Genomic DNA, 25,171 nt, shown 5'->3' with positions numbered 1-25,171 from the left:
ACTCCTGAACGACCTGCAGCTTGAACTGCTCGGTGTACTTTGCCATGTAAAAACCCCCAAAAGTTGTCTCCAACTTCTGGGGGTCAGTTCATTGCGGGAGAGGGTTGGGGTGAGGGCGAGAGCATCAACGAAGTAAAGCGTATCGGTATGCCAGCGCCTGCCCTCACCCCCTGCCCCTCTCCCGCAAGCGGGAGAGGGGAGCAAACCGTCAGCCCCCCTGGCCGTCCCCCAGCATCTGCGCCACCGACCCCGCCGTACCGGCCGCCCGCTCACCCAGCAACCGATGCAGCGTGCCCAGCAACTCATCCTCGTTGTAAGGCTTGCCCAGGTACACGTTGACGCCGATCTCCTCGGCATAGCGGCGGTGCTTGTCGGCCGTGCGCGAGGTGATCATCACCAGCGGCATATGCACGGTGCGCGCGTCGGAGCGCACGTTGCGCGTAAGGTCGAAGCCGTCCATGTGCGGCATCTCGATGTCGACCAGCATCGCGTCCGGCATGACATCCTGCAGTTGCTTGAGCGCATCCACACCGTCGCGCGCCAGCACCACCTGGTAGCCGGCGCGGCCCAGCAGGCGCTGGGCGGCCTTGCGCACGGTCAGCGAGTCATCCACCACCATCACGGTCGGCTGCACGGCCAGGCCGGGCACCGGCCCGGTGGTGCCGTCGCTCGCCAGTTCCGCAACCGCGCCCATCTGCGCCTGCACGGCAGGTTGTGCCGGCGTCCGCGGCACCGGCTGGCCGCGTTCGCGCACAAAGCGCTGCGCCAGCACCACCGGGTTGTAAATCAGCACGATCTCGCCATCGCCCAGCGTGGTCGCGCCGGCAATGCCTTCCAGCCGTGCCAGGTGCGGACCGATATGCTTGACCACCACTTCGCGGTTGCCGACCACATCGTCCACATGCACCGCCACGCGCTCGGCGCCGCTGCGCACCAGCACCACCGGCGAATACTTGCGCCCGGCCGCGACTGCGTTGCCTTCCTCCAGCAGCGCGCCGAAGTAGAAGAACGGCACCTCGGCGCCAGCCACGGCGAGGCGGCCCTGGTTGTAAGCGTCCAGCAGCGCCGGGGCGCGCAGCTGCTGGACCTGGTCGATCATGCCGCTGGGCACGGCATAGCGCCGCGCGCCCAGCGAGATCACCAGCACCTGCGTGATCGCCGTGGTCAGCGGCAGGTGCACGGTGAAGGTGGTGCCCTGCCCGGGCTTCGACTCCAGCGTGATGCGTCCGCCCAGCGCGACGGTCTCGGCGCGCACCACGTCCATGCCCACGCCGCGGCCGGCCAGCTCCGACACCGCGTCGGCGGTGGAGAAGCCCGGCGCAAAGATCAGCTCGGTCAGGCGCGCTTCGCTGGCGTCGTCGTCCGGCGCCAGCAGGCGGCGCTCGACCGCGCGCGCGCGGATGCGCGCCAGGTCCAGCCCGCCGCCGTCATCGACGAAATGCAGCACCACCTCGTTGCCTTCCTGCTGCACCTCCAGCGTCAGCGCGCCGGTGGCGGCCTTGCCCGCGGCGCGGCGCTGCGCGGCGGCTTCGATGCCGTGCACCACCGCGTTGCGGATCAGGTGCTCGATCGGGCCGGCCATGCGGTCCAGCACCGAGCGGTCGATTTCCACCGTGCCGCCCTTGATCAGCAGGCGCACTTCCTTGCCGGTCTCGGCCGCGGCCTGGCGTGCCACGCGATAGAGGCGCTCGGCCAGCGCGTCGAACTGCACCATGCGCGCCTGCATCAGCCCGCGCTGCAGCCCGCGCGTCAGGCGCGCCTGCGCGGCCAGGTCGCCGGCGGCGCGGTCAAAGCCGCGCTGCAGGTTCTGCTCGACGGTGGCCACGTCGTTGACCGACTCGGCCATCATCCGCGTCAGCTCCTGGAAGCGCGTGAAGCGGTCGAACTCGAGCGGGTCGAATTCCTGCTTGTGCTGCGCGTCGGCAATGCGCGACGCCATCTGCGATTCAGCCTGGATCTCGATTTCGCGCAACTGCCCGCGCAAACGGGCGACGTTGTCGTTCAGTTCGCCCAGGTAGGCGCGCATCGCCTCCAGTTCGCTGTCCAGGCGTGCGCGCGTGGCGCCGACTTCGCCGGCTTCGTTGATCAGCGTGTCGAGCGCGCGCGCCTGCACGCGCACCAGCGCGCGTTGCGGCTCGGCGGGCACGGCCGGCGGCATCGCCACCATCACGTCTGCCGGCCCCGGCATGGCGGGCAGGTTGGCTGCGGGCACCGCGTCAACGACGGCATCTGCCTGCGGCAGCGGCGCATCGGCCTGCGCTTCCTCGGCCAGGCCGTTGACCATGTCCGGATCGTCCGCGGGCAGCAGGCGGCCGGACGGCAGCGCCTCGACATGCGCCAGGATGCGGTCGTACCAGGCATAGAGCCGCTCGAACAGCTTCGGCCCGACGGCCTGCTGCCCCTGCCCGCGCAGGCTCGCGTCGAGCAGCGTCTCCATTTCATGCGCGGCCTGGCCCAGCGCCATGGCACCCGCCATGCGCGCACTGCCCTTGAGCGTATGCAGCGCGCGCAGCACCAGGCCGCCGTGGCGCGAGTCTTCCGGCGCTGCCTCCCAGCCGCGCAGCAGCTTGCCCAGCTCGGGCAGCGTGCCTTGTGCCTCTTCCAGGAAGATCTGGACCAGCGCAGGATCCGTTGCGCCGCCCTCGTCCGATACCGGCGCAACGGGCGCCCGGTGCGGGGTCGGCAGCGCGATAACGACGGCGTCATGCGGCATGGCCGGCGGCTGTGCGGCCTCCGGCCCGGGCAATGCCGGCTGCTCCGGCTGGTCTTCCTGCGCGGGCGGCAACTGGCCCAGCAACTGCGCCACCGAGCCATCCGGCTCGGCCGGCGCCTGCGGCGCGGGCACCGCCACGCGCGGACGCAGCAGCGCTCGCTCGCCAAACTCAACCAGGCTTCGGCGCAGGCCCGCATCGGCATCCGGCCAGACGCCCGCGGCAAACTGGTGCAGCATGCCGCGCAGGCGCTCGACCGCCTGCTCCAGCAGGCGGAAATCGCCCGGGTGCATCGCCACCGGGTGCGAGCCCAGCTGCAGCAGCAGGGCCTCCAGCGCCTCGGCGATCTCACGCACGGGTTCCAGGCCGACGGTGGACGCACTGCCCTGCAGCGTGTGGGCGACGCGCAGCCCCAGTTCGCTCGGGCACGGATGGCCTTCATGCAGCCATTCGGAGATGTCGGTGGCGAACTGACGCAGCAGGTCGTCGGCCTCCTGCAGGTAGACGTTGTAGAGGGCCAGGCCGATGCGCACGGGCCCGATGACCTTGTAGTGGTCGTCCTCGTCCGACAGGCCGCCGGACAGGCGGAACGGGATCACATTGTCGTCGCCGTGCTCGACGGCATCGGCGCCGGTGTGATCCGCGGCCTCGGCGGCGGGCTCGGGCGGCGCTTCTGCAGCCGCGCGAACCTGCCGAGTGCCTGCACCAGCCGCGCCAGGCAACACTGGCAGTTCGTCCGCGGCCTGCGCGGCGCCCGGGTCGCGCACCGCCTCGGCGGCTGCCACCAGCGGCGCGATGTCGTGCCACGTCGCCGCATCGCGATGCAGCTGTGCCACCCACGCCGACAGCTCGGCATGCGCGCGGCGCAGCAGCGACAGCAGCGCGGGCACCGGCTCGCGCGCCTCGGCAATCCACAGGTTCATGACCTGCTCGACCGCCCAGGCCGCTTCGCCATAGCGATGCAGGCCGACCATGCGGCTGGAGCCCTTGAGCGTATGGAAGGCGCGCCGCACGCGGCTGAGCGCATCGGCATCATGCAGCGCCTCAACGCCCGAGCCGAGGTCGCCGGCGATGCCGCCCAGCACCTCGTCGGCTTCGTTCAGGAAGATGTCGAGCAGTTCGGCGTCCAGCGCCGCCTTGTCGCCGGCAGCCGGCAGGCCTTGCGCCGCGGGCGGCGCGGCTGCGGGTGCCGCAGCCCCCGCCGGCTCGGCCAGTGCCAGTGCCAGTGCCAGCCTGCCAGCCGCATCATCGCTGCCGGCCAGCCAGGCATTGCATTGCATGGTGGCATCGGCGGCCTGGCGGCGCAGCGCGGCATTGTCGTCGATGGTGGCCTGGTCGGCCAGCGCCTGCAGCGCCGCACGCAGGCGCTGCACGGGCGGCGCATCGGGCACGGGGCCGGCCTGGATCGCCTCGGCCGCGGCGGCGCGCGCGGCGGCCAGCGGATGCTCCGCAGCGCGCGGCGCATCGGGCTCGCCGGCCTCGGCAAGCGTATCGGCCCGCCGCACGCGGCCGAATTCCAGCGCATCGGCAAAGGCATGGACCGCGCCCAGCTCTGCCGCGACTTCGCCCAGCAGCGCGGCGCGCGCACTGGCATCGGCGAGTTCGCCCGGATCGGCCAGCCGCGCATTGACGGAATGCACCGCGGCGGCGGCCTGCGCGGCATCGTCCACCAGCGCTGCAGGCAGCGCGGCGGACGACTGCAAGTGCGCCAGCGTGGCGCCAAGCGCGGCGAAGGCCTGGCATGCATCGCGCAGGTGGCCGGCGCCTTCGGCGCGGGCCGCGTTGCGGTCGAAGCTGTCCAGCCACGATTCGCCGCTGTCCAGCAGCGCCCGCAGCTGCGTCACGGCCTCGCTGCGCAGCGCCTGGGCGCGGGCCTCGTCGACCATGCACGCAAGCCACGCGGGCGCGCTCGCGGCGGGATCGGCCAGGCACGTCGCCAGCGCCTCGCACTGCGCGGCAAAACGCGCCGCCGCCGGATGGGCGGATTGCCCGTGCACGCGCCACGGCAGCGCCAGCGCGCGCGCCAGGAACAACGCGATGCCAGCGGCGCCCAGCGCCTCGCCACGGTGATGCTGCCGGCCGTGCATGGCCGCCTGCGCCAGGCAGCGCTGCAGCGCCGGCTGCCCAAGCGGCTGCGCGGCTTCGGCCAGAGCGGCCAGCGCGGTTTCCCAGCCGGCGGGTTCGCCGGCGGCGGCTTGCTCAAGCCCGGCGGCGGCCTGCTGCAGGTTGCGCGTGTCGATCGGGTCGAGCCAGCCGTAATAGCGCTGGCGGAAGTCCGCATTGGCAAGCGCGTGCGCGGGGTCGAGGCGGAACGCCGCGAGCGTGCGCGCAATATCGGCACGCAACGCGGCACGCGGCGCAGTCACGCCATCGTCGTCACCGGCCCCGTCGCGGGCCAGGCCCGTGCAGGCCAGCAGGAACACCGCGTCGTTGAGCAGCGCCTGCGGCACGCGCACATGGCCCTGCAGGTACTGGCGCAGCAGCAGGTTGGCGCGGCCCGCAAAGCGCTTGGCCAGCAGGTCGGAAGGCAACAGGCCAAGGCCCAGCGCGCGGAACACCAGCCCCAGCACATGCCAGACACCGCGATCCGGATGATCCGCCGCGCGGCGCGCCCCCTGCTCATTGGCGCGCACCTCGTCCAGCGCCGCGCACAGCGGCAGCCAGGCTTCACGCAGCAGCGCCGCGTCGGTGCACGGCGTGGGCAGGCGCAATGCCTTGAGCAAGGCCGATTCAAACTGCTGGCGCGCACGCATGACCGCCGCCGGGCCTTTTGCCGGCAGCAGCATGCCGGGCAGCATCTGCAGCTCATCGAGCCACAGGTCGGCCGGATGCACGCGCTCTTCGCCCAGGTGCGCCAGCACGCCCGCATAGGGCTGGAACAGGCGCAGCGGCGCTTCATCGTCGCCGGCCATCAGGTCGTCGACATACTCGGCCAATGCCTGCACGCCGGCGCGGAATACCGCCAGCGCCTCGGGGCCGGCGGCAACGGTGGCGGCGTCGATGGCATCGAGCAGGCGGCGCAGGGCCTGGCAATACGGATCGGTGCCGCGCAGCCCGACGATATGCACCGCGCCGGCGGCCTGGTGCAGGTGCTGGCCGGCCAGCCGCAGCGAGGTGGTGTCGCGCGCGCCCAGCGCTTCGGGCGCCTGGCGGACCTCGTCGACATAGTGGCCAAGCTCGGCGGCGGCGTCTTCCAGCGCGCTGCGCAGGCTGGGCGCAAGCCACGCCAGGCCGGACAGGTCGCGCGTGGAGGCGCCTGGATCGGGAACAGCTGGCGCGCTGGCGGACGGCGGCGTCGGAGCCGGCTCGGGCACGGCGCTGGCGCCAGCCGGTGCGCCGGCTGCGGCGCCATCGCGCGGGACAGGGAAATTCAGGGACATGACGGCTTCCAGTGCGGCGCCCGGAAGGCGGCCGCGGGCAACCTGCCGCAACAGGCGGCAGGCGCGGAGTTGGCATGGAGCGCGTGGCCGCTAAGCCCGGTAAGGCCGCGGTGCGCGGAAGCGGTCGCAGGCGTCATCCGGCCACTCAGGCGATCTTGAATCGCGAGACGGAGTTGCGCAGCTCTTCGGTCAGCAGCGTCAGCTGGCGCACCGACTGCGCGGTTTGCCGCGTGCCGGTGGTGGTCTGCTCGGTGACCTGCAGGATGCGCTCGATATGGCGGGCCACGGTGGTGGCCAGGTCGGCCTCGTGCGAGGTGGACTGCGAGATCTGCTCGATCAGCTCGGCCAGCTGGCGCGACACGCGCCCGATCTCGACCAGTGCGGCACCGGCGTTGTCCGACAGCCGCGCCCCTTCCACCACGCCCTGCGTGCTGCGCTCCATGGCGTGCACGGCGTCCTGGGTATCGGTCTGGATGGTGCGGATCAGCGCGCCGATCTGCTTGGTGGCCTCGCCGGAGCGTTCGGCCAGCCGCTGCACTTCTTCGGCCACCACCGAGAAGCCGCGCCCGGCCTCGCCCGCGGACGCGGCCTGGATGGCGGCGTTCAGTGCCAGCACGTTGGTCTGCTCGGTAATGTCCGAGATCAGCTCGACGATTTCACCGATCTCCTGCGACGACTCGCCCAGGCGCTTGATGCGCTTGGAGGTTTCCTGGATCTGCTCGCGGATGTCGTTCATGCCGGTGATGGCGTTCTGCACCGCCTGCTGGCCTTGCTCGGCAGCAGACAACGAGGCGCGCGCCACGTTGGCGGACTCGGCCGCGCCGCGCGACACCTGCGTGATGCGGTCGGCCATCTCCACCACCGATTCGCCGGTCTGGCGGATCTGGCGCGACTGCTCTTCGGTGGTCGACACCAGCTGGGTCGAGGTGGACTGCACCTGCCCCGAGGCCTGCGTCACCTCGCCGGCGGTCTGCTGCACCCGGCCGACCAGCTCGCGCAGTTCTTCCACGGTGTAGTTGACCGAGTCGGCAATGGCGCCGGTGATGTCCTCGGTCACCGTGGCCTGGCGCGTCAGGTCGCCGTCGGCGATGTCCTGCAGCTCGTTCATCAGCTGCAGAATCGCCTTCTGGGTGTTGTCGTTGTTGCGCTTTTCGTCCAGGCGGCGGGACTCGGCCTCGCGCTCGCGGGCCTCGGCTTCCAGCGCGCGCATGCGTGAATCGCGCAGGTACAGCGCCGCCAGGCCTACCAGGCACAGCAGCGTCATGGCCGCCGACACCACGGTCGCGCCCAGCGTCACCGGGCGGACGCGCGCCGACTGAGCGTAGGCGCGCTGCAGCGCCGAGAGCTCGCCGCGCAGCGCCTCGTTATCGTTGAAGATCTGCTGCTGCGCGCGCTTGGCGGCAATCAGGCCCGGCAGGTTCTGCAGGATGGTCTGCGTGGTTTTCTGCACCGCCTCAAAGCGCTGCGACAGCTGCTGCAGGTAGCCGCGCGTCTCTTCATCGGTGGCCGCCGACAGGCGCAGCGCCTCGCTGCCGTTGAGCAGGCCGTCCAGCGTTTCGCGGAAGGTGTTGGTGTCCTTGCCCAGCAGAAACGCGGTTTCGGGGTTGACGCCTTCGCCGGCGAGGAACTCGTTCAGGTTCTTGCCCAGGCGCTGCGTCAGCATCACCAGCTGCGCCGAGGCCGCCACCTCGCGCGCGTTGGCGCCGGACTGCAGCTTGATTGCCGCGACCTGTTCGGCGGATTCCAGCAGCTCAGGGTTGGAGGCGTTGAAGATCCGCAGCGTCTGGCCAATGGTGTTCAGCACCGGCTGCTGCGCCAGCACGTCGGCGGCGCTTTTCTCGGAGCGCTTCCACGATTGCATCGCGGTCTCGAGCAGCGGTTCGGCCGCGCCGGTGGTGGCGCGCACGCGCTTCTCGTCGCTGCCTTCCTGCAGCGCCTTCAGGTCGCCTGCCAGCGCGTCTTTCGACTGGCGCAGCTGCGTGAAGGCCTGCGCATTGCCCAGCAGCGCCACCGGCACCGCCTTGCCCAGGCGCTGCGAGTGCATCAGCATGTCGCCGGCGATCTCGATCTGCGCGGCGGCGTTGTTGGCGATGCGGTTGTCCAGGTACACCGAGCCAAGCAGCGCCACCAGCGACACCACCACGCCCACCGTCAGCAGCCGCTGCTGGGACGAGAACGGCATGCGCCCAAGCCAGCGGCTGACATGCTCCATTGGCGTGGCGCCCAGGCCGTCGGAGGATGGGGGTGCCGGTGCGGGTTCCGGGCCGCCGGCATAGGCCATGCCGGGCCCGCCCGCCAGGCCGGTGGCTGCTTCGGCTGCCGGCGTGCGCCGGCCCAGGCTGAATTTCTTGAAACCCATGGCACCCTCTTCCATTAAATCGTTGTCATGCCCGGCGGCTCGTGCCGGGTGCGGCAGGCCGTGGCCTGCGCGTCATTATTGTTTCTTGTTATTGGCGGCGGGCCTCAGGCCTCAGGCCGTAACCCGTCCCACCTGCAGGAAGGCCGGCGCGTCCAGCAGCGCGCACACGTCCAGCACCTGCCAGTCACGCCCGTCGCGGTCGGCAAAGCGTTGCCCTTCCCATGCCGGCGTGCCGGCCGGTGGCGGCGCCGCATCGCCGTGCGGCAGGCTCAGGTCGGCGGCATGGCGCAAACCCGCCACGCGCGTGGCCAGGATCGCGCAGGCGCGCTCCACCTGGCGCGACAGCACCACGATCTTGCTGCCGGGCTGCAGCGGCGTTGGCGCGGCGCCGCAGAACAGGCTGAAATCGATCACGCCCAGCAGGCTGCCGCGCGCATTGACCAGGCCGCTGTACCACGGCTGCGTCAGCGGCACCGGGCTGGGCGGGCGCATGTCGAGCACCTCGCCGGTATCGGCCAGCGGCAGCAGCCAGTTGCGCGCACCCACCTGCAGTGCCAGGTAGCTGTCGGCCGCGGGCAGGCTGCGCGCCTCGCGCAGGCGCCGGGCAAGCATGGCCTGGTAGTCCTGCAGGCGGGTCTGGCGGGCGCGGAGGTCTTGGCGTGGCGCGTTCATCTGGCGGTCCCCGGAACAGGTGGCAGTGGCTTCCCGTACGGCCTGCGCTGGCAGCTCAGTGCGCCAGCGCGGCGATCTTGCTCAGCAGCTCTTCGCCGTCGACTGGCTTGACGATGTAGTCCGACGCGCCCTGGCGCATGCCCCAGATGCGGTCGGTGTCCAGGCCCTTGCTGGTGCACATGATCACGGGGATGTCCTTGAAGCGGTCGTCGCGCTTGATCGCGCGGGTGGCCTGGTAGCCGTTCTGGCCGGGCATCACCACGTCCATCAGGATCAGGTCGAAGCTCTCGGCCTGCAGGCGCACGAAGGCCTGGTCGCTGTTGCTGGCAACCGAGACCTTGAAGCCGCGCTTGCCGAGCAGGTCGGACATGAACAGCGCTTCGGTGGGGGAGTCGTCGACGATCAGGATCTTGTTGATGGCAGTCATGAGGTTTTCCTTCGATTCGTACATGGCGTCGCGTGCATGCGCTTCAGGCAGGCAGCACGTGGCCCGCGGCCTGGCATGGCAGGCAGGCCTGCACGGCGTGCAGCAGCGCTTCGCGGGTAAAAGGCTTGGCAAGATGGTCGTGCGCGCCGACCAGGCGGCCGCGCGAGCGGTCGAACACGCCGTCGCGCGATGACAGCATGATCACGGGGATGGCGTGAAAGCGCGGACTCTTCTTGATCAGGGAGCAGGTCTGGTACCCGTCCAGGCGGGGCATCAGGATGTCGCAGAAGACCAGGTCCGGGTGCAGCTCGCCCACCTTGGCCAGCGCCTCGAAGCCGTCTTCGGCCAGCACCACCTGGTATCCCGCCTGCGACAGGAAGATCTCCGCCGTGCGGCGGATGGTGCTGGAATCATCGATGACCAGCACCTTGCGGCGCGGCTGCGCCGTGGTGTCCGGAATGGAAACGCCAGGCGCCACACCCTGGGCGCCGGCGGTATTGACCCGCTGGTTTTCTTCTGTTTGAGCGACCCGCATTGTTGTTCCCGCGACCAGCGGCCCCTTGCGGAGCGCCGGCAAGCACTAGAGAACACCCGTGCGGAGCAGCGCGACCCATGCGCGCCCCGACGGACCCCCGACAATTCTTATTTCCCTTCCAAGGCCGGGCTGTGCCCGGCAGCGGCGATACGTGGTACCCGCATCTGCCCGCCGTCCTCCCCACTGAAGGCGGATGGACGGCCAGTCATTTTGCAACAGAGTGTGACAAGACGCCGGGGGGCCGTCAATCCGGTCCGGCCGCGGCCTGCCGGCGTTCTGTCGCATCGGCGCGACGCGCGCCCGGTTATTGTTCTTCTGGGGGACGCCGCCTCAGATGGCGACCATCTCGAAATCTTCCTTGCGCGCACCGCATTCCGGGCAGGTCCAGTTGATGGGCACGTCTTCCCACCGGGTTCCGGGGGCGATGCCGTCTTCCGGCGCGCCTGCGGCTTCATCGTAGATCCAGCCGCAGATCAGGCACATCCAAGTCTTGTATTCCATAACAGGCTCTGGCCACTCTCCATTAAAATCCAGCGCAGATGGTACCGAAACCGTGCCGCCGGCGCCAGCCGGCGGCCGCCAGAATCGTGCCAGATCCGCCGTGTTCGCGCATGTTAGCGCCCTGTTAGCGCCTGATTGGCGGGCAATTGCAGCGAATTTCCGCTGTTTTTGCCGCATGTCAACGATAAGTCCCGGGCCCGCCGCACACGATCCCTGCAGTCCTTGTCCTCACCTCAACGCCATGTCCCGTAATCAGCAGCTCTTCGACCGCGCCCAGCAGACCATTCCCGGGGGCGTCAACTCGCCCGTGCGCGCCTTCCGCTCGGTGGGCGGCACGCCGCGCTTCATCACGCGTGCCGAAGGCGCCTATATGTGGGACGCCGACGGGCAGCGCTATATCGACTACATCGGCTCCTGGGGCCCGATGATCGTGGGCCACGCCCACCCCGAAGTGGTGCGTGCGGTACAGGAAACAGCCGCGCACAGCTTCTCGTTCGGCGCCCCGACCGAGGCCGAGATCACCATGGCCGAGGAAATCTGCAAGCTGGTGCCGTCGATCGAGCAGGTGCGGCTGGTCTCCTCCGGCACCGAAGCCACCATGAGCGCACTGCGGCTGGCGCGCGGCTTCACCGGCCGCGACCTGATCATCAAGTTCGAAGGCTGCTACCACGGCCACGCCGACAGCCTGCTGGTCAAGGCCGGCTCCGGCCTGCTGACCTTTGCCGACACCACCCAGAACGCGCCGTCATCGGCCGGCGTGCCGGCCGACGTGACGCGCCACACCATGGTGCTGGAGTACAACAACGTCGAGCAGCTGGAACAGGCCTTCGCCAGGCATGCCGGCGAGATCGCCGCGGTGATCGTCGAGCCGGTGGCCGGCAACATGAACCTGGTGCGCGCCAGCGATGCCTTCCTGAAGGCCATGCGCGACCTGTGCACCCGCGACGGCGCAGTGCTGATCTTCGACGAGGTCATGACCGGCTTCCGCGTGGCGCTGGGCGGCGCGCAGGCGCACTACGGCATCCGGCCCGACCTGACCTGCCTGGGCAAGGTGATCGGCGGCGGCATGCCGGCGGCGGCCTTCGGCGGGCGCCGCGACATCATGGCCAAGCTGGCGCCGCTGGGCAGCGTCTACCAGGCCGGCACGCTGTCGGGCAACCCGCTGGCGGTGGCCGCGGGCCTGACCACGCTCAAGCTAATCCAGGCACCCGGCTTCTATGACCGCCTGGCCACCCAGACCCGCAAGCTGGCCGACGGCCTGGCCGAGGCCGCCAAGGCTGCGGGCGTACCGTTCGCGGCGGATGCCATCGGCGGCATGTTCGGGATCTACTTCCGCGACGGCGTGCCGGGCAGCTTCGCCGAAGTGACCAAGTGCGACACCGCGCGCTTCAACCGGTTCTTCCACGCCATGCTGGATCACGGCGTCTACCTGGCGCCGTCGGCCTTCGAGGCCGGCTTTGTCTCGGCGCAGCACGACGACGCCATCCTGGCGGCCACGCTCGACGCCGCGCGCAAGGCGTTCGCAGCCGGCTGAGGCCATGCCAGGCAGGCGGTGCCCCGGTGCGCCGCCTGCACCTCTGGCGACAAGGGCGGTGCGCTACACTTGGGTTTTCGTCCAACCCGCGGAGTCTCCGATGCGCGCTTCTTCGTCCCCCTCCTTGTCCAGCAGCTCGCCGATGCCTGTCTTGCGCTGGCTGCTGCTGGCGGTCATGGCCAGCCTGCTGTCCGCCTGCGGCTACAACGACTTCCAGGCCAAGGACGAGGCGGTCAAGGCAGCCTGGGGCGAAGTCATCAACCAGTACCAGCGCCGCGCCGACCTGATCCCCAACCTGGTCAACACGGTCAAGGGCTACGCCACGCACGAGCGTGAGACCCTTGAGGCCGTGACCAAGGCGCGCGCCGCCGCCACCAGCATCCAGGTCTCGCCCGAGACCCTGAACGACCCCGAAGCCTTCAAGCGCTTCCAGCAGGCCCAGGGCGAGCTGTCCGGCGCGCTGTCGCGCCTGCTGGCGGTGTCCGAGAACTACCCGCAACTGAAGGCCGACGCATCTTTCCGCGACCTGCAGTCGCAGCTTGAGGGCACCGAGAACCGCATCACCGTGGCCCGCCAGCGCTATATCGCCGCCGTGCAGCAGTACAACGTGCTGGCGCGCAGCTTCCCGACCAACCTGACGGCGATGGTCTTCAAGTACCCGGTCAAGCCGTCGTTCACGGTGGACAACGAGAAGGCCATCTCCACGCCGCCCGCAGTCAAGTTCTGAGGCGGGCCACACCATGGGCCATACCCTGCGCTCGCCCTGGCGGCACGCCTGGCTGGCGGCCGCCCTGCTATGGCTGACAGCATTGCTGGCCGGCCCGGCGCTGGCGGCAGACGGCTTTGTCGCGGTGCCGCCGCTGACCCAGCGCGTCACTGACCTGACCGGCACGCTGACGCCGCAGCAGCGCGGCGCGCTCGAGAACGTGCTGGCGGAATACGAGCAGCAGCGCGGCAGCCAGATCTTCGTGCTGATGGTGCCCACCACCGATCCCGAGCCGATCGATGCCTACAGCATCCGCGTGGCCGACGCCTGGCGCGCCGGGCGCAAGGCCATCGACGACGGCGTGATCGTGCTGATCGCCAAGGACAACCCGCCCGGACTGCGCAAGATGCGGCTGGAGGTCGGGCGCGGCGTGCAGGGGTCGCTGACCGATGCCATGTCCAAGCGCATCCTACAGGACGTGATGGCCCCCCACTTCCGCCAGAACGACTTCTACGGCGGGCTGGCGGCGGGGATCTCGGCCATCCAGGCCACCATCGACAAGGAAGGCCTGGCGGCACCGCAGCGCAAGGCGCAGCAATCGTCCGGGCTGGCCGAGTGGCTGCCGGCACTGCTGCCGCTGGCGATCATCGTGTTCTTCTTCCTGAGTGCCATCCTGCGCCGGCGCGGCCCGCAGATCGTCACCACCCGGCGCGGGCGCGACGTGATCGCCGGCGGGCTGGGCGGCCTGGGCGGCTACACCATGGGGCAGGACTGGGGCCGCCGCAGTGGCGGCTGGGGTGGTGGCGGCTTTGGCGGAGGCGGCGGTGACAGCGGCGGCGGCTTTGGTGGCGGAGGCGGCGGCGGCTTCGACGGCGGCGGCGCCTCGGGCAACTGGTGACAGCACAAGGAACGACGACAATGCCGAATCTCCGACGTGCCCTGCACCATATCGCCACCACGGCCGGCGCAGCCCGCAAGCACTTTCCGGCCGAAGCCCAGCAACAGCTGCATGAAGCCGTGCATGCCGGCGAAGCCAGCCACCACGGCGAGATCCGCGTGGTGATCGAAGCCAGCCTGCCGGTGGGCCATGCCTGGGCCGGGGTGACGCCGCGCGAGCGCGCCCGCTTCCTGTTTGGCGCGCTCGAGGTCTGGAACACCGCGGACCATACCGGCGTGCTGCTCTATATCAACCTGGCCGACCATGCGGTCGAGCTGCTGGCCGACCGCGGCATCGACGCCTGCGTGGGGCCCGCCACCTGGCGCGAGCTGTGCGACGAACTGGCGCGGGGACTCAAGCAGGACCTGTCGGTACGGCCGGTGCTGGCCACGGTGGCGCGCATCCATGCGCTGCTGGCCACGCACTTCCCGTCCGACGGCGGGCACAACCCGAACGAGCTGGACGACCGTCCGGTCTTTCTCTAGGGTCTGTTCACATTGCCAGGTTTGGCCCAATCGCAATGGCGAACGATGTGACGGCCAGATAGCGATCCGCAAGCTCGTTGTCGATTTCCTTCTGGCCTTCCCCTTGGCCTGCGCCATCGACCAGGCAATGAGCGGTTTTCATTGGCGAAACATACTTTTGCCCGATATGACGTCTGGCGTTCACAGGCTACGCTTGGTCAACAACTGCACTACAGCCAGTGAGGCGGAGCGCCAAGACTCCGCCAAAACAAGGGGAAGCCATGCCAGAATGCCCAGCGGACAAGGATCAAGGGGGCCCTGCGCCCAGAACAGACCTTCGAGAATTCCTCTTGGAGGCTAGTCTCAGAAGTGCCACCGCCGCACTGCTTGCAGGGTTCGCGTACGCTGCAATTCGGCACTGGCTCGCTGACCCAACGCGAATTACCTTGCTGATGCTCGTGTTGGCAAATTGCCTGACCCTTGGCCTGTCTCTATTTGTCCGGGTTCCGAAGAGACGAGACTGGAATCCGGTCACAGTCATCTGCTCGTTAGGCGCTTCATACTATTTCCTTGCAATTCAGCTGGCGCCAGGAGAGCACCTGGTACCGGAAATACTTGGCGCTGGCCTGCAGGTCATAGGGATCACCTGGCAAATCTATGCAAAGATCTCGCTCCGTTTCTCGTTCGGGATACTGCCTGCCAATCGCGGAATCGTGTCGAGCGGGGCTTACCGATTCGTGCGACATCCGATCTACCTTGGCTACCTCATCGCTGACGTCGGCTTCGTGCTCACAAACTTTGGGCTGCAAAACTTGCTTGTCTATGCCGGGTTGTACGCGCTGCAGGCTGTGCGGATAAATCGCGAAGAAAAGCTACTGTCCGACGATCCCGAATACCGTCGCTATCGCGAAAAAGTACGATTCCGCGCGTTGCCAGGCGTTTACTGAGCGTGCCGAACCCTTCCATGGGATTGGGATAAGCCGCCCACTTGAGGTCGACCACGCGAATGGGATTGAGGTCGGGTTAGTAGTCGTCAGCGGGGGCGGCGCGCACCCATCAGGTACCACACGGCCGCAAATATTTGCAACGCCACCAGTCCACCCCACGCCGTCAGGTGTGCAGCCTTAGGATAGTGTCCGGCCGTGGCGGGCCACAGATCCAGCACCAGTCCCACACCCACCTGGCAGGCAAAGGTGGACAGGAACACAGTCAGCGTCAGCGCCGTGGTAGCCCTTCCGATCAGCGCATCCGGGAAGCTGCGCGCCAGCACCGCATAGGTCAGGATGCCGCTGGAGCCGAACACGCCATAAGCCACCCACAGCAGCACCGGCGGCAGCGGGACCTGCGCCATCAGCAGCAGCTGGACCACGATAAAGGCGGTCATGCCAGTGCCGGCAAAGGCATACAGACTCACGCCGATACGCTCCAGGTGGCGCGCGGCCCAGCCCGCGCCGACGCAGCCGGCCATCATCGCAAAGCCGATCACCGAGACCAGCCGCGCGCTGGCGGCCGGATCGAAGCCGGGCACGTCGCGCAGGAAGGCGCCCACCCACAGCGTCTGCACCGCCAGGAACACGCCCTGGTTGAGCAGCGTCAGCGGCACCACGCGCCAGAAGCGTTCGCTGGCCAGGATCTGGCGCGTGCCGCGCAGCTGTTCACGCAGGCTTTCCTTGCCGACGCGCGGCTTGTCGGGAGCGCTGAACCACAGCAGCGCCGCCATTGCCAGCGAGACGCAGGCCAGGCCGATGCTGATCGTGCGCCAGTCCGTGAGCGCCAGCAGCCACGACAGCGGCGTGCCGACCAGCACTGCGCCCAGGCCGCCGATGGCCATCACCACGCCGTTGAGCAAGGGCATGCGCGACAGCGGGAACCACATCGACAGCGCCTGGATGGCAGCGCCCAGGCACACCGACACGCCCACCCCGATCAGCAGCCGGCCGGCGGCCAGCCCGGCCATGCCGGGCGCCAGCGCGAACACCATCGAACCGGCCACGGCCACCAGCAGCATCACGGCCTCGGTGCGGCGCGGGCCGTAGCGGTCCAGCAGGATGCCCGCCGGCAGCTGGGCGCAGGCAAAGCCAAGGAAGTAGAAGCTGGTGAGCAGGCCCAGGTCGCCGGCATTGAGCCCGAGTTCGCGCGTCAGGTGCGGGGCAAAGCCCAGGTTCACGCCGCGGAACACATAGGACACCAGGAAGCCCAGCGAAAATACCGCCAGCACGCGCCAGCGGGCATTGGCAGGTTGCGCTTGCGAGGGCGCGGAAGACAAAATTGAAGTCGTAGTCGTCATGATGGCCTGCATTGTCATCCCCATTCCAGTGCAAAGCCAACGAAAGATACCCGCGGCAATTGTGAGTAGAATTTGACGACCATGGCCAAATCCCCCGCCAAACTCGCCCAACGCCCCGTCCACCTGCCGCCGCTGCAAGCGCTGCGTGCGCTCGAGGCCGCCACGCGCCACCGCAGCTTCTCGCGCGCGGCCGAGGAACTGGCCCTGACGCACAGCGCCATCAGCCACCATATCCGCGCGCTGGAGACCAGCCTGGGCACCAAGCTGTTCCAGCGCACCGGCAGCCAGATGACCCCCACCAGCGTGGGCGCGCGGCTGGCCGAACAGGTGCGGGGCGCGCTCGACAGTATCGAAAGCGCGCTGCGCGAGGCCGGCAACAGCGCCGGGCCGCCGGTAGTCCGGCTGCAGGTCAGCGTGATGGCCGACCTGGCCAATGCCTGGCTGATCCGGCGCCTGCCCAGCCTGCACGCCCAGGTGCCGTCGCTGGACCTGCACCTGCGGCTGCATGCGGAAATTACGCCGCCCGACCCGTACAGCGTCGATGTCGGCATCTGGCACCAGCGCATCGACCTGCCCGGCTTTGAATGCCACAACCTGATCGAGGACCATGTGATCGCGGTGGCCAGCCCGGCGCTGCTGGCGCGCTACCCTGGCTTCACGCTGGCCGACGTGCCGCGCCTGCCGATGCTGCGCTTTGCGCTGCGCCCTTGGCGCGACTGGCTCGAAGCCGCCGGCCTGCCGGGCGACGAGCCCGAACGCGGCCCGATCTTCCAGGATGCCGGCCTGATGCTGCAGTCCGCCGTCGCCGGGCTGGGCGTAGCCACTGCGCGCGCGCAGCTGGCGCACGACTACCTGGCCAGCGGCGAACTGGTGCAGATCGGGCCCGCCCGCATCCCGTCCAGCCTCCACTACTGGGTCACCTGGCGCGAAGGCAATCCGCGCGAGAAGGCCATCCAGCAGTTCCATGCATGGCTGCAGGAGCAGGTCCGGCAGGAAGCCGGCCACGTCCACCCTGTCGCCGACGGCAGCACGCCCGCCGAGCGGTTTCATGCATGAAATTGTTTGAAGGGCGTATGTTGGCAATACGAATCATTTTCGTCTAGGCCAGTGAAATCAAGGGCTTGGCGGATGCCGCAAGCCGTCCGATGGCCTGCCGTACGCATGTGCCGCGGCCTTGCCAGAGCGATCCGAGTTTCACGAATGCAACCAGTTGGCACGCCGTGCCAGCGACCGTGAAAAATCTACCCGGCCCATCCAAAGAGATGAGAAACGGCCGGGCCGGCCCTGCACGGCATCGTGCAAACGCTTGTCAACGCGTCGATTCCCTGCACCCAACCGCGCCCGCACGGCGTGCGCAGCGCCAAAAGGCTGAGGCCAAGCGCGGCGCGCCGGGGTGGCTACCGATGTACAGAGTACAAATCGTTGTAACGGAAATGAAACTACCTGGCAGCTTCACTCGCGTGCTGCATCCGAGCCCTGACGCCTGTCCGTTTGAAATTTCGCTCTCCCTCCTTCGGATGGGCATTGTCGGCGAAAAGTATGCTTTTCGACACTTATTCGCCGCGCGCTGTGATCGTTGTGCCTCATTATCAGCTCATCAAATATTGCATCGCAGCATAAAAATCTGGCCGGACGTATCAAAAGCGGAACGTTTTTGATCGCCAACAATGGCCCAATGCCAGCCGAAAATATCTCTTTCCTTTTGTTATCAGAGAGTTAGCCATATCTGGCACGTTCGTCGCACATATGTCCGCGCGAACAGAAGCCCGGAACAGGGGGACGTCTGAAACCGAAGCGGCAACACACTGGCACGCGTTCGCCGAGGATCAGTTTCAGGACGACCCCGCATCCCAGGGCGGAATTCGGACTGGCGCTGTAAGCGTGGGCCACGCGGCAGGCACTGGCCCGCATCGGCTGGCCAGGTTGCAAGGGGTCGTCGACAAGATTAGCGGAGGTCGTTCAGGAACACGGGCCGCAAGCGGACGAAAAGCGGCCCGTGGTACCTGGACTATGCGGCACGCCACGGCTAAACGGGGCGGCACGCAGACAACAAGCGGACGCATCGGCCGAGCCGGCGCATCCGGACAAGAAACGGGGTGAAGCAACAGTCTGCCCATGCAGGCGAAGCGAAGCGGCAGCCGCCGTGACCGATACCAGGGGGGTGAGGTCGCGGCGGCGGCGAAAACGGGCCCACCGGCCCGCGCAACGCAGCGCCACGGGCAGCAATTTTGGGAGAGCGCCAGGCCGCGGCATTGACATGTTGCGGCAGGCGCAAGCCTTAGCGCCAACGAAACCAGTGACCCGCGACAGCAGGCCGCCGGCTTTGTAAAAACAAAAGATCCGGGGAAATTTTATGAGCGCGTACACCAACCGCCCGCTGCTGTACCTGTCGCAGCACCACGACGCCATGCTCTGCAGGATGCTCGCACAGCGTGGCTGGAAGATCAGCTTCGCCTCCAACCTGCAAGACCTCCACGCGCTGCCCCCGGGCAACCAGCCGCTTGCGGCGATGCTCGACCTGCAAGGCGGCTTCAGCGATGCCGACCTGGAATCGTTCGAGCCCTGGCTCTCGCTGCCGCATATCGGCTGGATCGGCCTCATCGCCGGCCAGGAATCCCTGACCGACTCCGCGCGCCGGCTGCTGGGCCTGTACTTCGTCGACTATTACACCGCACCGATCGAGCACCCTCGCCTGGCGGAATCGCTCGGCCACGCGCTCGGCATGGCGCAACTGCGCCCGGGCACGCAGCACGCCCGCCCCGGCACCGCACGCCCGGACGGCATGATCGGCAGCTGCCCGGCCATGCAATCGCTCTTCCGCGGTATCGAGAAGGTGTCGCGCTGGGACACGCCCGTGCTGATCTCCGGCGAGTCCGGCACAGGCAAGGAACTGGCCGCTCATGCCATCCACCGCGCCTCGGCGCGGGCCTCGCGCCCCTTCGTCGCGGTCAACTGCGCGGCGATCCCGCCCACGCTGCTGATGTCAGAGCTGTTCGGCTATGAGCGCGGCGCCTTCACCGGCGCGACCAAGCGCAAGCCCGGCCGCATCGAGATGGCACAGGGCGGCACCCTGTTCCTCGATGAAATCGGCGACATGCCGATCGAAAGCCAGACCAGCCTGCTGCGCTTCCTGGAAACCGGCCGCATCGAGCGGCTGGGCGGCACGGAATCGGTGGAGGTGGATGTGCGCATCATCTCCGCCACCCACGTCGACCTGGAAGCCGCGATCGCCGCCGAACGCTTCCGCGGCGACCTCTACCACCGCCTGTGCGTGCTGCGCGTGCGCCAGCCACCGCTGCGCGAACGCGGCAGCGACATCCTGCTGATCGCCGAACACGTGCTGGACAACGTGCGCAAGCAGTCGCCGGCACGCATCCGTGGCTTCTCGCCGATGGCGCTGCGCGCGATCCAGCAGCACAACTGGCCCGGCAACGTGCGCGAGCTGATCAACCGCATCCGCCACGCCGCCGCCATGTGCGAAGACGGCGTGATCCAGCCCGACGACCTGGAGCTGACCACCCCCGTCGAGGACCGCCCGCTCACGCTCGCTGCCATCCGCGAAGCGGCCGAGCAGACCGCGATCGTCGAGGCGCTGCAGCGGCATCATGAACGGCTGATCGATGTGGCGGCAGAGCTCGGGATTTCGCGGGTAACGTTGTTCAGGTTGATGCGGGATTACAAGCTGCAGGTGAAGAAGGGGGATCTGGGGTTGATCTGCGTGCAGGGCTGACAGCGGTATGTCAGCTTGCGGCAAGCTCTCAGGTTCGCGCAGCACCACGGCAGGCGTTTCCACGCGCCGCCACTGCCCGGCAGTCTGGCGCCATCTGTGCGCGCGATCAAGCGGACAGACGGTAAGACCGGCGTTCACGTCCATGTGACCGCCGGTTATGGCCGCGTCAGTGGCTACGCCCGTTGGAACGGGCCTGCAAGCCGCACCCCCTAGCCGAATGGCATCACTTGGTTTTGCTTGCTCGCGACCAGGGAGATGACTCTGGCCTCCCTCCCCGCGCGCTCCTGTGGGCGACGCGCTTGATAGCGTCGCTTGACCAGGTAAATCGGGCGCCCCTTCGCTTCGTCGTAGATGCGAGCAACATACTCACCCATTATCCCCAGGCCGATTAGCTGCAATCCGCCGACGAACAGCATCAGCGTGAGCACCGGCGCATAGCCCGGCACGTCCACGCCAGATATGAGGTTGCTGGCAACAATGTATATGCCGTAGCAGCCTGCAAGCACGGCGCTGCAAATGCCCAGGTACGTCCAGCTGCGCAGCGGCACTGCGCTGAAACCGGCAACACCCTCGAGCGATCGAACCCTTGGTCCCCAGTCCGGACGTCCAGTCCGGCCCGCGTTGCCGAAAGGCTGTTCATACTGCACGGTCACCGTGTTGAAGCCGACCCATGCAAACAGACCCTTCATGAAACGGTGCCGCTCCGGAAGCTGTTTCAGCGCATTGACCACGGCACGGTCCATCAATCGAAATTCGCCGACGCTCCTGGGGCTCTCCTGAGCCGACACGTAATCCTGCAACCGGAAGCGGGCGATCGCACCCAATCGATTCAAGACCGAGCCGCTTCCGGCCCCCTCGCATTGGGCAAGTACAACCTCCGCGCCTTGGCGCCACCGATGAACCAACGTCGGAATAAGCTCAGGCGGATCCTGAAGGCCGGCATCGATCGGAATCACCGCGTCACCAATTGCCTCATCGATGCCGGCGGTCAGCGCCGCTTCTCTGCCGAAGCTGCGTGTCAGGTCCAGCACCCGTATCCTGGCGTCGCAGCGCGCCGCACCGACAAGCTTGGCCAGCGTGTCGTCCGAGCTGCCATCATTGACGCAAACGATCTCGCAATGCATGGCGGGAAGCGACTCCAGAATCGGCAGCACGCGCGCAAAGAAAGCAGGCATCGCTGCCCCATCGTTGTAGCACGGCACCACCAGGGACAGCAGCCTGGCTTCATTGTTAGACATACTCTGCTTCCTCCCCGGCACGCACAGCAAGAAGCCTGGCTTCGATCCACGCGCCGAAAATTGTCATCAGCGGGAAAGCCCGGCACAGCGGCGCGGCACGGACTCATGCTCTCCTCGCTCAGTGTTATCGCGCCATCTAGCAGAACGCAAGACGGCGAGCATCTTCCGCGCAGGCACGACCGCCGTGAATCATCGGCACGATTTGCGATGTTTCTGCTCTGAATCACGCGGCTCCACCGGTCGACGAGCCACGAGTACACAAGGATTGCAGCGAATCCGTCCGCCATTCCGGGCGCCGGCGGAGGGTCAAGGGAACCGCTCGACGTTTCGTTCCAGAAACGCTGGCCCGACAGGCAGCGCCCTCGTCCATCAGACGGCCACACGTTGAGACCAGCCGCCGCAGGCTGCAATCGCCTCCTTCGTCTGCGGTATGCGCGGCACGCATCCGTTCGCGCCACATCATGCTTTTGGCTGAAGGGAAAGCCTCGTCCTGACCAACCGTGCGCGCGGCGTTGCAACGCGCCCTCATCCATTGGTCGCCTCATCCACATTGCCTTGTGCGGCGGGCGTTTCCAGCCGGCAACGAAGAGCGGCCAAAACACCGCTTCAGGGACGACAGGACCGGATCCGAGCACGCTCCGCTTTCCGGAAAGCCTTATGGCAGAACGGTTTCGCGTGGGCTGGCCCGTGGATTGCCTATGTCCTGGCACGCAGCAACGTCATCAGGATCGAATTGCCGCGATGCCGGAGCAACTGGCCGGCACTAAGAACGATACGGGGAATTTCACCATGCCTGCCGTCCGCCAACCCGCGCTGCCGCACCGGAACGCTTGCCACGCCGGCACTGCCCGCATTGGCCCCAGCGCACCGTTTCGCCGCATGGCCCGCATGGGGCATGCACAACATGCGGCGCGATGCATACACGCCTCTGCGGAACGCCGGTTGCAGGCGCGCAGCCCACAGGGCGTGCGCGGCGGACCCGGCCGCTGGCCGTTCCACGCATGCGCGATCTGCGCACCGCCCTGCTGCCGCGTTTCCCGGCATTGATATCCGGTGCCGGTGTTGCCTGATCCGTAGTTCCGTAGTCCTGCAGTGCTTGTTCCCAACCAAAGGAGTTAGTCATGCAAACCCTGACCACTATGTTCAAGCAATTCATCCGTGATGAGGACGGTGTGACGGCCATTGAATATGGCCTGATCGCTGCGCTCATTGCAGTTGTCATCATCGGGTCGGTCCAAATCGTCGGCACGCAATTGGACGCTACGTTTACCGCGATTGGCACGGCTCTGACAGCCGCCAACTAGTAGCGGGTGCACGCGCATGGCGGGCCTCTGCCGGGCCCGCCATGCAGTCGGCATTGCGCCCAACACAGCACGATGTATCACCGGAGACGCCAAATGCAGAAGTTCCTCACCCGCCTTAGGGACCTGTTGCACGAGGACAAGGGCGTCTCCTCCATCGAATACGCATTGCTCGGCATTTTGATTGCGATGGCCATCATCGGCTCCGTCGTCACGCTCAGCGATACCTTGAAATCGACGTACCAGTTGATCGCCGCCAGGATGCCTTGACGCATGCGACCAACGAACTCCCTGAACACCACCCGAGCTACCAGCCCATATCGCCATGCAAGCCGCCACTGCCCTCGCCCCCCTCGTCGGCCCCATCACGATCGGCATCGTGCTGACAGCCGCGGCCATCGACATGGACCGGCGCCGCATTCCCAACTGGCTCACCTTCGGCGGCTGGATCGCTGCGCTGCCCGTGATGGCAGCAATTCATGGCCTCGCCGCCGGCTCGCTAGTGTGGCTCTATGGCTGGACGGTGGGCCTGGTGCTGTTTCTGCCCTTCTACCTAATGCGCGGCATGGCTGCCGGCGACGTCAAGTTGATGGCAGCCGTGGGCGCCTGGCTTGGCGTAAGCATGGTGCTGAAAATCGCGTTGGCAACCTGCATGATTGGTGGGGTCTGGGCACTGGTACTGCTGCTCACCACAGGACAGGGACGCGCGACGCTCACCCGCGTGGGCCACATGCTGATCGCCACCCTGGTGCCCGGTGCCCGGCCGGTGCAACCTCAAGCCGGGGCTTCCGCCGGCTCCATACCCTACGGCGTAGCGATTGCCGCCGGGACGCTGACCATGCTCTTTGCCGGCACATGACACCGACGACACAACGCGCCGGCCAGTCGCAGGCGCCTTCAAGAACGAGAACACACTGACCAGCGAACAGGGGACGGCAATGAACGAGCATCACGACACAGGTCACGCACCACGGCTCCTTGAGCCCGTCGCGACCGGCAGGAATGCCCATGCCGAACATGGCACGCTGCCGCTGCCGCCCTGGCATGTCCTGCCGCGCACCATCGCCGACACCGGCCTGGATATCGCGCAATTGCTTGGCTTGCTGATGAAGGCCGCCTACCAGCACCGCACCGTCACGCTGGCGGTACTGACCGACACGCTCAAGCTGCCGGCCCTGGTGGTCAATGAAATTGCCGCCGTGGCCGTGCGCGAGCGCCTGCTTGAAATCGCGCACCGCGGCGCCAGCGACCTGGATGTGCGCTTCCGGCTCACTGATGCCGGCTATACCCGCGCGGCGGAAGCATCGGCGCGCTGCAGCTATGTCGGTACGGCGCCGGTCACGCTGGATGCGTACCTCGATGCCATCAAGCGCCACTCGGTCAATCATGCTTCGGTGACCAAGGCGGACGTCACCGCAGCCTTCCATGACCTGGTGATCCCGGTCCACCTGCTCGACGCGATCGGCATGGCGCTGAACACCTGCCGCGCGCTGATGATCTACGGCCCGGCCGGCAGCGGCAAGACCTACCTGGCACAACGACTTGGCACGCTGCTGCCCGGCGCAGTACCGGTGCCGCACGCGATCACCGTGGCCGGCGAGATCATCCAGGTGTTCGATCCGCTGGTCCACGTGCCGTTCGACGACAGCGAAGCGTCGCTGGCGCGCCGCTCGCTGGACCGCCGCTGGGTCCTGTGCCATCGCCCGGTGGTGCTGTCGGGCGGCGAGCTGACGCTGTCCATGCTGGACCTGCGCTATGACCGCACGTCCGGCTTCTACCAGGCGCCCCCGCACATGAAGGCCAACAATGGCATCTACATCGTCGATGACCTGGGCCGGCAGATGGTCGGCGTCACCGACCTGCTGAACCGCTGGATCGTGCCGCTGGACCGCGGCATCGACATGTTCACGCTGCAGACCGGGGTGCGTTTCTCGGTGCCGTTCGATGTCTGGCCGGTGTTCTCAACCAACCTCGAACCGTCAGCGCTCGAGGACGACGCCTTCCTGCGCCGGCTTGGCAGCAAGCTCTATGTGGGCCCCCTGTCCGTGGACGACTACCGCGAGGTCTACCAGCGCACCGCCGCCAACTTCGGGCTGGCCAGCACGGATGCGATGTTCGACTTCCTGGTGGACAGCCTGCACTACGCCAGCGATACGCCGCTGCTGGCCTGCATTCCGCGCGACCTGCTGCGCCTGGTGGATTCTGGCGTGCGCTACCACGGGCAAGCCGCGCAGGTCACAGAGGCCGGCCTGGTGGCTGCCTGGCAGAGCTACTACGGACTGCGTACCTCGGCCGACGCCATGCCGCCACCTGGCGCCGCCCATCGATGGTCGGACGATCACCGCGCCGCAAGCTGAACTGCACCACCGAATACTCGGACAACTGTAGG

General features: G+C 67.7%; 20 protein-coding genes. 11 read left to right on the top strand and 9 right to left on the bottom strand.

Annotated features, from left to right (window positions below; genetic code table 11):
• Window positions 1-208: 208 nt before the first annotated feature.
• The 6 genes from ACW4E8_RS32875 to ACW4E8_RS32850 form a co-directional block, all read right to left on the bottom strand.
• Complete coding sequence (locus tag ACW4E8_RS32875) at window positions 209-6,091, bottom strand: Hpt domain-containing protein (RefSeq protein WP_456808328.1); 5,883 nt, start codon at window positions 6,089-6,091, stop codon at window positions 209-211.
• Window positions 6,092-6,236: 145 nt separating this feature from the next.
• Window positions 6,237-8,450, bottom strand: a complete 2,214-nt coding sequence (locus ACW4E8_RS32870) for a methyl-accepting chemotaxis protein (RefSeq protein ID WP_456808327.1) — start codon at window positions 8,448-8,450, stop codon at window positions 6,237-6,239.
• 111 nt (window positions 8,451-8,561) lie between these two features.
• The gene (locus tag ACW4E8_RS32865; protein ID WP_456808326.1) at window positions 8,562-9,122 is read right to left on the bottom strand and encodes a chemotaxis protein CheW; all 561 of its coding nucleotides are present in this window, start codon (window positions 9,120-9,122) and stop codon (window positions 8,562-8,564) included.
• Window positions 9,123-9,177: 55 nt separating this feature from the next.
• Window positions 9,178-9,549 (bottom strand): response regulator, encoded by a 372-nt coding sequence (locus ACW4E8_RS32860; RefSeq protein ID WP_456808325.1) that lies wholly within the window; start codon window positions 9,547-9,549, stop codon window positions 9,178-9,180.
• A 43-nt stretch (window positions 9,550-9,592) separates the two neighbouring features.
• Entirely contained in the window at window positions 9,593-10,084 is a 492-nt protein-coding gene (locus tag ACW4E8_RS32855; protein WP_340521929.1) for a response regulator, read from the bottom strand.
• A 330-nt stretch (window positions 10,085-10,414) separates the two neighbouring features.
• A complete protein-coding gene (locus ACW4E8_RS32850; RefSeq protein WP_010813017.1) occupies window positions 10,415-10,585 on the bottom strand; it encodes a rubredoxin in 171 nt (56 codons plus the stop codon).
• A 241-nt stretch (window positions 10,586-10,826) separates the two neighbouring features.
• Between ACW4E8_RS32850 and hemL the strand changes: the two genes are divergently transcribed.
• The 4 genes from hemL to ACW4E8_RS32830 all read left to right on the top strand — a co-directional run bounded on the left by hemL (window position 10,827) and on the right by ACW4E8_RS32830 (window position 14,247).
• On the top strand, window positions 10,827-12,119 hold the full coding sequence (hemL, locus tag ACW4E8_RS32845; RefSeq protein ID WP_456808324.1) for a glutamate-1-semialdehyde 2,1-aminomutase: 1,293 nt from the start codon (window positions 10,827-10,829) through the stop codon (window positions 12,117-12,119).
• Window positions 12,120-12,219: 100 nt separating this feature from the next.
• The gene (locus tag ACW4E8_RS32840) at window positions 12,220-12,846 is read left to right on the top strand and encodes a LemA family protein (protein WP_456808323.1); all 627 of its coding nucleotides are present in this window, start codon (window positions 12,220-12,222) and stop codon (window positions 12,844-12,846) included.
• Between the two features lie 13 nt (window positions 12,847-12,859).
• Complete coding sequence (locus ACW4E8_RS32835) at window positions 12,860-13,723, top strand: TPM domain-containing protein (protein WP_456808322.1); 864 nt, start codon at window positions 12,860-12,862, stop codon at window positions 13,721-13,723.
• Between the two features lie 20 nt (window positions 13,724-13,743).
• Complete coding sequence (locus ACW4E8_RS32830; RefSeq protein ID WP_456808321.1) at window positions 13,744-14,247, top strand: TPM domain-containing protein; 504 nt, start codon at window positions 13,744-13,746, stop codon at window positions 14,245-14,247.
• Between the two features lie 7 nt (window positions 14,248-14,254).
• Here the strand turns inward: ACW4E8_RS32830 and ACW4E8_RS32825 are convergent, their stop codons facing one another.
• A complete protein-coding gene (locus ACW4E8_RS32825) occupies window positions 14,255-14,431 on the bottom strand; it encodes a hypothetical protein (protein WP_456808320.1) in 177 nt (58 codons plus the stop codon).
• A 247-nt stretch (window positions 14,432-14,678) separates the two neighbouring features.
• Here ACW4E8_RS32825 and ACW4E8_RS32820 point away from each other — a divergent pair, with 247 nt between their 5' ends.
• Window positions 14,679-15,173, top strand: a complete 495-nt coding sequence (locus tag ACW4E8_RS32820) for a methyltransferase family protein (protein ID WP_456808329.1) — start codon at window positions 14,679-14,681, stop codon at window positions 15,171-15,173.
• 86 nt (window positions 15,174-15,259) lie between these two features.
• On the opposite strand, the gene ACW4E8_RS32815 is transcribed toward ACW4E8_RS32820, so the two are convergent.
• The gene (locus ACW4E8_RS32815; RefSeq protein ID WP_456808319.1) at window positions 15,260-16,513 is read right to left on the bottom strand and encodes an MFS transporter; all 1,254 of its coding nucleotides are present in this window, start codon (window positions 16,511-16,513) and stop codon (window positions 15,260-15,262) included.
• A gap of 81 nt (window positions 16,514-16,594) precedes the next feature.
• On the opposite strand from ACW4E8_RS32815, the gene ACW4E8_RS32810 reads away from it, so the two are divergent.
• Window positions 16,595-17,569, top strand: coding sequence for a LysR substrate-binding domain-containing protein (locus tag ACW4E8_RS32810; protein ID WP_456808318.1), 975 nt, complete (start codon window positions 16,595-16,597; stop codon window positions 17,567-17,569).
• 1,297 nt (window positions 17,570-18,866) lie between these two features.
• Complete coding sequence (locus ACW4E8_RS32805) at window positions 18,867-20,243, top strand: sigma 54-interacting transcriptional regulator (protein ID WP_456808317.1); 1,377 nt, start codon at window positions 18,867-18,869, stop codon at window positions 20,241-20,243.
• A 209-nt stretch (window positions 20,244-20,452) separates the two neighbouring features.
• On the opposite strand, the gene ACW4E8_RS32800 is transcribed toward ACW4E8_RS32805, so the two are convergent.
• Complete coding sequence (locus tag ACW4E8_RS32800) at window positions 20,453-21,481, bottom strand: glycosyltransferase family 2 protein (protein ID WP_456808316.1); 1,029 nt, start codon at window positions 21,479-21,481, stop codon at window positions 20,453-20,455.
• Between the two features lie 1,121 nt (window positions 21,482-22,602).
• Between ACW4E8_RS32800 and ACW4E8_RS32795 the strand changes: the two genes are divergently transcribed.
• From ACW4E8_RS32795 to ACW4E8_RS32780, 4 genes are all read left to right on the top strand, one after another.
• On the top strand, window positions 22,603-22,785 hold the full coding sequence (locus ACW4E8_RS32795) for a Flp family type IVb pilin (RefSeq protein ID WP_456808315.1): 183 nt from the start codon (window positions 22,603-22,605) through the stop codon (window positions 22,783-22,785).
• A 93-nt stretch (window positions 22,786-22,878) separates the two neighbouring features.
• Window positions 22,879-23,052, top strand: a complete 174-nt coding sequence (locus tag ACW4E8_RS32790; RefSeq protein WP_456808314.1) for a Flp family type IVb pilin — start codon at window positions 22,879-22,881, stop codon at window positions 23,050-23,052.
• A 55-nt stretch (window positions 23,053-23,107) separates the two neighbouring features.
• Window positions 23,108-23,641, top strand: coding sequence for an A24 family peptidase (locus ACW4E8_RS32785; protein ID WP_456808313.1), 534 nt, complete (start codon window positions 23,108-23,110; stop codon window positions 23,639-23,641).
• Between the two features lie 79 nt (window positions 23,642-23,720).
• Complete coding sequence (locus ACW4E8_RS32780; protein ID WP_456808312.1) at window positions 23,721-25,139, top strand: ATP-binding protein; 1,419 nt, start codon at window positions 23,721-23,723, stop codon at window positions 25,137-25,139.
• Window positions 25,140-25,171: the final 32 nt, after the last annotated feature.

This window comes from Cupriavidus sp. CP313 (genome assembly GCF_054072015.1).
Note: the sequence above shows the minus strand (reverse complement) of the source record. Positions and strands in the feature narration are given on the sequence as shown.

Coding starts and splice junctions, on each gene's coding strand:
- ACW4E8_RS32875 (WP_456808328.1), bottom strand. CDS start 6,091: ATGTCCCTGAATTTCCCTGTCCCGCGCGATGGCGCCGCAGCCGGCGCA.
- ACW4E8_RS32870 (WP_456808327.1), bottom strand. CDS start 8,450: ATGGGTTTCAAGAAATTCAGCCTGGGCCGGCGCACGCCGGCAGCCGAA.
- ACW4E8_RS32865 (WP_456808326.1), bottom strand. CDS start 9,122: ATGAACGCGCCACGCCAAGACCTCCGCGCCCGCCAGACCCGCCTGCAG.
- ACW4E8_RS32860 (WP_456808325.1), bottom strand. CDS start 9,549: ATGACTGCCATCAACAAGATCCTGATCGTCGACGACTCCCCCACCGAA.
- ACW4E8_RS32855 (WP_340521929.1), bottom strand. CDS start 10,084: ATGCGGGTCGCTCAAACAGAAGAAAACCAGCGGGTCAATACCGCCGGC.
- ACW4E8_RS32850 (WP_010813017.1), bottom strand. CDS start 10,585: ATGGAATACAAGACTTGGATGTGCCTGATCTGCGGCTGGATCTACGAT.
- hemL (WP_456808324.1), top strand. CDS start 10,827: ATGTCCCGTAATCAGCAGCTCTTCGACCGCGCCCAGCAGACCATTCCC.
- ACW4E8_RS32840 (WP_456808323.1), top strand. CDS start 12,220: ATGCGCGCTTCTTCGTCCCCCTCCTTGTCCAGCAGCTCGCCGATGCCT.
- ACW4E8_RS32835 (WP_456808322.1), top strand. CDS start 12,860: ATGGGCCATACCCTGCGCTCGCCCTGGCGGCACGCCTGGCTGGCGGCC.
- ACW4E8_RS32830 (WP_456808321.1), top strand. CDS start 13,744: ATGCCGAATCTCCGACGTGCCCTGCACCATATCGCCACCACGGCCGGC.
- ACW4E8_RS32820 (WP_456808329.1), top strand. CDS start 14,679: ATGCTCGTGTTGGCAAATTGCCTGACCCTTGGCCTGTCTCTATTTGTC.
- ACW4E8_RS32815 (WP_456808319.1), bottom strand. CDS start 16,513: ATGACGACTACGACTTCAATTTTGTCTTCCGCGCCCTCGCAAGCGCAA.
- ACW4E8_RS32810 (WP_456808318.1), top strand. CDS start 16,595: ATGGCCAAATCCCCCGCCAAACTCGCCCAACGCCCCGTCCACCTGCCG.
- ACW4E8_RS32805 (WP_456808317.1), top strand. CDS start 18,867: ATGAGCGCGTACACCAACCGCCCGCTGCTGTACCTGTCGCAGCACCAC.
- ACW4E8_RS32800 (WP_456808316.1), bottom strand. CDS start 21,481: ATGTCTAACAATGAAGCCAGGCTGCTGTCCCTGGTGGTGCCGTGCTAC.
- ACW4E8_RS32795 (WP_456808315.1), top strand. CDS start 22,603: ATGCAAACCCTGACCACTATGTTCAAGCAATTCATCCGTGATGAGGAC.
- ACW4E8_RS32790 (WP_456808314.1), top strand. CDS start 22,879: ATGCAGAAGTTCCTCACCCGCCTTAGGGACCTGTTGCACGAGGACAAG.
- ACW4E8_RS32785 (WP_456808313.1), top strand. CDS start 23,108: ATGCAAGCCGCCACTGCCCTCGCCCCCCTCGTCGGCCCCATCACGATC.
- ACW4E8_RS32780 (WP_456808312.1), top strand. CDS start 23,721: ATGAACGAGCATCACGACACAGGTCACGCACCACGGCTCCTTGAGCCC.